Annotated in this window: 4 protein-coding genes and 1 other annotated feature; of the genes, 3 read left to right on the top strand and 1 reads right to left on the bottom strand. The window is 41.4% G+C overall.

What is annotated here, in order from left to right; translation table 11 throughout:
• The first annotated feature begins 567 nt into the window (after positions 1–567).
• The 3 genes from AS194_RS13355 to AS194_RS13345 all read left to right on the top strand — a co-directional run bounded on the left by AS194_RS13355 (position 568) and on the right by AS194_RS13345 (position 4,111).
• Positions 568–1,200, top strand: coding sequence for a hypothetical protein (locus AS194_RS13355; protein WP_223808438.1), 633 nt, complete (start codon positions 568–570; stop codon positions 1,198–1,200).
• Positions 1,201–1,329: 129 nt separating this feature from the next.
• A complete protein-coding gene (locus AS194_RS13350) occupies positions 1,330–2,904 on the top strand; it encodes a Dyp-type peroxidase (RefSeq protein ID WP_083499711.1) in 1,575 nt (524 codons plus the stop codon).
• Between the two features lie 58 nt (positions 2,905–2,962).
• Positions 2,963–4,111 (top strand): catalase family protein, encoded by a 1,149-nt coding sequence (locus AS194_RS13345; RefSeq protein ID WP_058025986.1) that lies wholly within the window; start codon positions 2,963–2,965, stop codon positions 4,109–4,111.
• Positions 4,112–4,200: 89 nt separating this feature from the next.
• Here the strand turns inward: AS194_RS13345 and AS194_RS13340 are convergent.
• Positions 4,201–5,420 (bottom strand): IS3 family transposase gene (locus AS194_RS13340; protein ID WP_227511662.1). Its coding sequence is split into 2 segments (ribosomal slippage): positions 4,201–5,135 and positions 5,135–5,420, totalling 1,221 coding nucleotides; the frame shifts between segments, so codons are not numbered across the junction.
• Positions 5,029–5,145: a sequence feature (AL1L pseudoknot), on the bottom strand. It overlaps the preceding gene by 117 nt.
• Positions 5,421–5,545 lie beyond the last annotated feature (125 nt).

Genomic DNA, 5,545 nt, shown 5'->3' with positions numbered 1-5,545 from the left:
TATAGATGGTTCCATATTAACAGTCTATTTTGAGTAGTCTGTTAATATGTTTGAAGGGTAAAATAACTGGTTTCCTTGGGGTATGCTTGTTCATTACCTAACTTACCCAAAATTTCATATTGATTAGCTAAAATCACACGTTCTGTATCTGTAAAGCTCATAATCACCTCTTATATTAATTATAGTTAAAAAATAGACAGCTCAGTTGCTAACTCATAAACAGAGTAACAGAAGACACACTGTCAATTTAATACAAATAATTAATAAATATTTAGTTAAAAATATTTATTAAAAATGCAGCTTAAACAGATAACCATTCACTAGTGATGTATGCTGAAAAAACCGTAGACAAAAACTTGGTAAACTAAAGAAGACAAATAGGTGCTCTCTGTTCAATTTTGTGTAAATAACTTGCTCCGCTTCGAGATTTTTATCATGTCTGTTATGGTAAAAACCAATAAGTTGATAGCGAATCGACAACTTATTTTTATAAATATATTTTGTACAAGGTATCTTTTTAGAAGATATCTTTCTATAAGGCGTTTCCAAATTATAAGGACGAATATTATGAGTACTGATTCTAAAAACAATAATGCTAAAAAAAATAAAAAACCTGTTATCGATAACTCTGAAGATCTAAAAGACAGAATCACTGAGTCCATCGATGCTTTTAAGCTGCGTGCCAACCTTCTGATGGCCAATATAAAAGAAGGCGGGGAGGATGGCTACGATCATTCAACGACCACTGCCGGTGAGAAAGGGCTTAAATCAGGTAAGGTTTCAGAGTTAACGGTTATCGCACCTCTAAAAGAAGGCGGTGCAGAGCGTCTAAAGGAAATTTTAAAAATCGCTGGCGGCAATCTAAAAGGTGCCACGCGGGTTGGGACGTTGCACGATTTGCGCTTTGTATTTTTAGATGATGATACTAGAGTGCTATTTTGTACTGCTTATGATGGCGATTGGGACCCTTATATCGACGACTTTGCAACCAAAATCCCTGAGCTGATGGATATTTTATTCGGTAGCGTTGAAGGTTGGCCTGGCATTAAAGACCCGAGTGTCAAACAGTTCATTTTAGATCATCAAATCACTGCCGCTGGTTGGTATGTAGGAGTTCCGCATCTGACTATTCAAGATATTCGCCGCCAAGACCGCATCGTTAAAGGCATTAATAAAGCGCTGGATGAAGCACAGTCTTAAAGTTTGTGATAAAACAATAAGATATTACTAATTTATGCCATTCTTTTATATCACCATTTTTAAATGGGTTGGGTGATATAAAAGGTAAAGGCAAAGTAAACTCAGACAATGATAAAAATAGGGTTAACAATGAGTAAAAACACTGGAAATAATAATAAAAATGATAGTACTTCAAAAGATAATCATCCTTTAACCAGCAAACTGCATGAATTAAAGGATGACTTTGGCAATCGTATCGTAGATAGCAATGTTGAATCTTGGTTAGCAGATATTAAAAAAGAAGTCGGCGACGGTATCGAGACTTTAGCGAATAAAGCACGCGGCGTCTTTAATCCAAATACCGTCACCATGCAGCTAGAAGACATTCAATCCATTATTTTACGCGACCGACCAACGCCTTATTATGGAACAATCGTTGCGCTGAAAATCAATAATGCAGAAGCTGGGCGCCAACTACTCAAAACCGTTTTGCCTGACGTGACTGGCAGTAAGGCGTGGCATAAAGACATGCAAGCGACGCTATCTATTGTCATGACTTATGATGGTTTAGAGGCGCTCGGCGTGCCGCGGTCGTCATTGGATAGCTTTCCAGAATCCTTTAAAGCAGGTATGGCGAAGCGCGCAGAAAAGCTGCGGGATTTCGATATCAATGCCCCAGAAAACTGGGCTGCCCCTTTTGGTGATAAAGGCGATATCCATGTCGGTGCGGCCATTATTGCTGATAGTAAAGAGAAATGGCAAATAAAGCTAAAGGAGCTGCAAGACAATATTCAGTCGTATATCAATGAAGATAATCCCGCCAATGGCGATATTGAAATTCTTATGGAGCATACTTTCGGTTCAGACAATAACGTCAAAAACGTCTTTGGCTATCGCGATGGTATCAGTAATCCAGAGATTCAAGGCAGCGGTATTCAAACGCCGCCAAGTCTTGACGGTGAGGCGATAGCAGCAGGCGAGTTTGTATTAGGTTATAAGGGCGAAGCGGGCACGATAGCGCCAATGCCGCAGCCAGAAGTCTTGGGCAAAAACGGCTCATTTATGGTATTGCGTGCCTATAACAGTCATGTCGCCGCCTTTAATAAATTTCTAAAAGATAATACGCAGAGTGACGAAGAAGCGGAGTTACTGGGCGCAAAAATGTGGGGACGTTGGCGCTCAGGTGCACCTTTAGTCTTATCTCCTGAGCACGATGATAAGAAACTGGGCGATGACCCCAACCGCAACAATAATTTTGGCTATAAAGATGACCCTTATGGTAAAAAATGTCCATTTGGCGCGCATGCTAGGCGTATGAATCCAAGAGACAGCAAAGACTTTATTTTATCTGATGTGCGTTTGCATCGTATTGTTAGACGCAGCGTTGGTTTTGGTGAGGCATTGTCGCCCGATGTAACTGAGGATGATGGCAAAGAGCGCGGGTTATTCTTTATTGGTATCAACGCCCATGCTATGGAGACCGTTGAGTTTTTACAATCGCAGTGGATCAATGATGGTAATTTTATGAGCTTAGGAGAAGAAAAAGATCCGATGCTTGGTGTCCATCATGGCGATAAAGACGCAGCTGCCGATACCTTTACCGTACCTGCTGACCCTATTCGTCAGCGCTATCACGGTATCGAAACCTTCAATACCTTGTACGGCGGTGAGTATTTATTTATCCCAAGCTTATCGGCATTAGAATGGATTAGTGAATTGTCTTAAAAGTTTAAAAATACCGTTTCATTTACAAGAACAGCTACTTATAAAAAAGGATTGAAAAATGTTAAAAAAATTATTCAAAACTAAATATGTGCCTTATGATGCAAAATATATTCAACTGAGCGCAGAAGACGAACGTAATATCCGCACCATTACCGACGATATTAAAAACTATATCGCTCGAAGTGATAAAGCCAGCAACATCGATTATCATACGCGCGATGCTCATGCCAAAGGCTACTGCGCCCTTAAAGCCAAGTTTGAGATATTAGACAATCTGCCTGCTGAATACGCGCAAGGTTTTTATGCCAAATCAGGCATTCATGATGCCGTTATCCGTTTTTCTAATGGTGCCTCGCGTGTTTCGCCTGATAGTAAGCTTGGCTTAGCGCAAGGCTTAGCGATTAAGGTCTTTGATGTAGCAGGTGAAAAACTCGCGCCAGGCGAAGAAGACAGCACTAACTTTGATTTTAATTTGATCAATCATCCGGTGTTTTTCTGTAATCGAATCGAAGATTATGCTTATATCTCTAAGCTGTTTTTAGAGCTACCAAAATACACTGAAAAAGGCGCAAGAGGTAAAGCGCAATTGGCCTTTAATTGGTTAACCAACTATGGCTCAAGGTTACCGACCAAAGAATCTTTTAAAACCTTTAAAGCAGTTGGTGGATTTACAACGATTGAGCCAAAAAACACCTTACTTTATGATTTCCATTCACAAGGCGTGGTGCGTCATGGCGACTATATGGCGAAGATAAGAGTCACGCCAACCAAAGCAGCGGCTAAAAAAGTTACCCGTCGTGAGCTTGATGTGAATGCACGCGAGGAAGCGATTCGCCCGCTGATTATCGATGAGATACGCGAGCATGATTATCAGTTTGATGTCCAAATTCAGCTTTGTCGTCATCTAAAAAAGCAGCCGATTGAAGAGATAACCACCGAATGGAAAGAATCTGATGCGCCATTTGTGACGGTAGCAACGCTGACGATTCCTTGCCAAGATGTGCCTGATGACGGTCATTTTGATATTATGGAAAGCTTGTCTTTTACGCCATTTCGTTGCTTAGAGGAAAACCGTCCGATTGGTAATTTGCAACAGTCGCGTCTAAAAGCATATCAAATAGCCTCGCAGACTCGTCATAAACTGAATGACGTTAAACGCCGCGAGCCTAAGAGCTTAAAAGAAACCTTTGATAAGTCATTCTTTTAACTATGTCTAAATTGAACCTTAAAGCGTATGACCCTTGCCGTCAAATCCGTTGAACCGCCCCGACTATATCGGAGAGTGGATTGCTTGAGTCAGGCAGCTTTGTCTGACTCACAAAGACTATCATAGTATCGTCTCTCAAACTCAAAAGGCGACACATAACTAATCGTACTATGAATGCGAGTTTTGTTAAACCAGTCCACCCATTCTAGGGTTGCTAATTCAACATCGTTCACACCTTGCCACTGCTGTTTTAAATATTCAATCACCTCCGTTTTATAAAGTCCGTTAACCGTTTCAGCCAACGCATTATCGTATGAATCACCTGTCGTGCCAACAGATGCAATGACGCCAGAATCAGCCATCTTATCAGTATAGCGAATTGATAAGTACTGAACGCCGCGATCACTATGATGAATGACATCTTTAGGATGGTTTCTGTCTGCAATGGCTTGGTTTAGTGCTGCCATCACCATATCAGTGTTCATACGATCTGATACTTTCCAGCCAACGATAGCGCGAGCAAATACATCAATGATAAAGGCGGTATATACCCAGCCACTCAGTGTCTTTATATAGGTAAAATCAGCAACCCATAGTTGGTTAGGGCGATGGGCATTAAAGTTACGATTAACCAAATCATCAGCACGCTTTTGATCGTCACGAGACTTAGTCGTTATCTTACCTTTACCTCGCCAAACACCCTGCATGCCATGCTGCCGCATTAACCGCTCTACAGTGCAGCGTGCAGGATGTATACCCTCTGCTTTCAACTGTTTCCAGACTTTACGAGTACCATAACGGCACTTGCTGTCCTGCCAGATACGTTTAATCTCATTAAGATAGAAATCGTCATGCTGACTACGCTGTGAACGCTTTTTAGGACTGAATTCTAGCTCTTTGGCACGATAGTATGTGGATGGAGCAATCGGTAGTACTCTACAGATTGGCTCGACTCCATATTGTGGTTTGTGGTCATCTATAAAATCAACCATTACTTGGGTTTGCGGTCGAGCTCCGCCTGGGCGAAAAAAGCAGCAGCTTTCTTTATAATTTCATTGGCTTGCTTTAACTCTCTGTTCTCACGTTCAAGCTCTTTGATACGCTCGGCTTGGCTTTGAGCTTGAATCTTTGCAGGAATGGTTTTATCAATGTGCTTTTTATGCCATGATCGTAGGGTCTCAGGCGTGCAACCTATCTTTGGCGCTATGGCTTTGATGGCTGACCAGGTGGATGGGTAATCGTCTTTAGCTTCAATTAGCATACGGACGGCGCGCTCTTTCATTTCAGGGGTATATTTTCGTGTTTTCATTGTCGTATTCTCTTGGAGCGTTGAGTCTCCGACAATCTCGGGGCGGTTCATTGAGAGTCTATGATGAGCAAGAGGATAAGCTTGCGAATTATTAAGTTCGGTACCCTAGTGAGGACTTGAATCTT

It is taken from the genome of Psychrobacter piscatorii, assembly GCF_001444505.1.
Taxonomy (GTDB): domain Bacteria; phylum Pseudomonadota; class Gammaproteobacteria; order Pseudomonadales; family Moraxellaceae; genus Psychrobacter; species Psychrobacter piscatorii_B.
This window is presented reverse-complemented; position numbering and strand designations above follow the sequence as displayed.

Bases quoted from the DNA above. Each gene is read 5' to 3' on its own strand.
- AS194_RS13355 (WP_223808438.1), top strand. From the start codon at position 568: ATGAGTACTGATTCTAAAAACAATAATGCTAAAAAAAATAAAAAACCT.
- AS194_RS13350 (WP_083499711.1), top strand. From the start codon at position 1,330: ATGAGTAAAAACACTGGAAATAATAATAAAAATGATAGTACTTCAAAA.
- AS194_RS13345 (WP_058025986.1), top strand. From the start codon at position 2,963: ATGTTAAAAAAATTATTCAAAACTAAATATGTGCCTTATGATGCAAAA.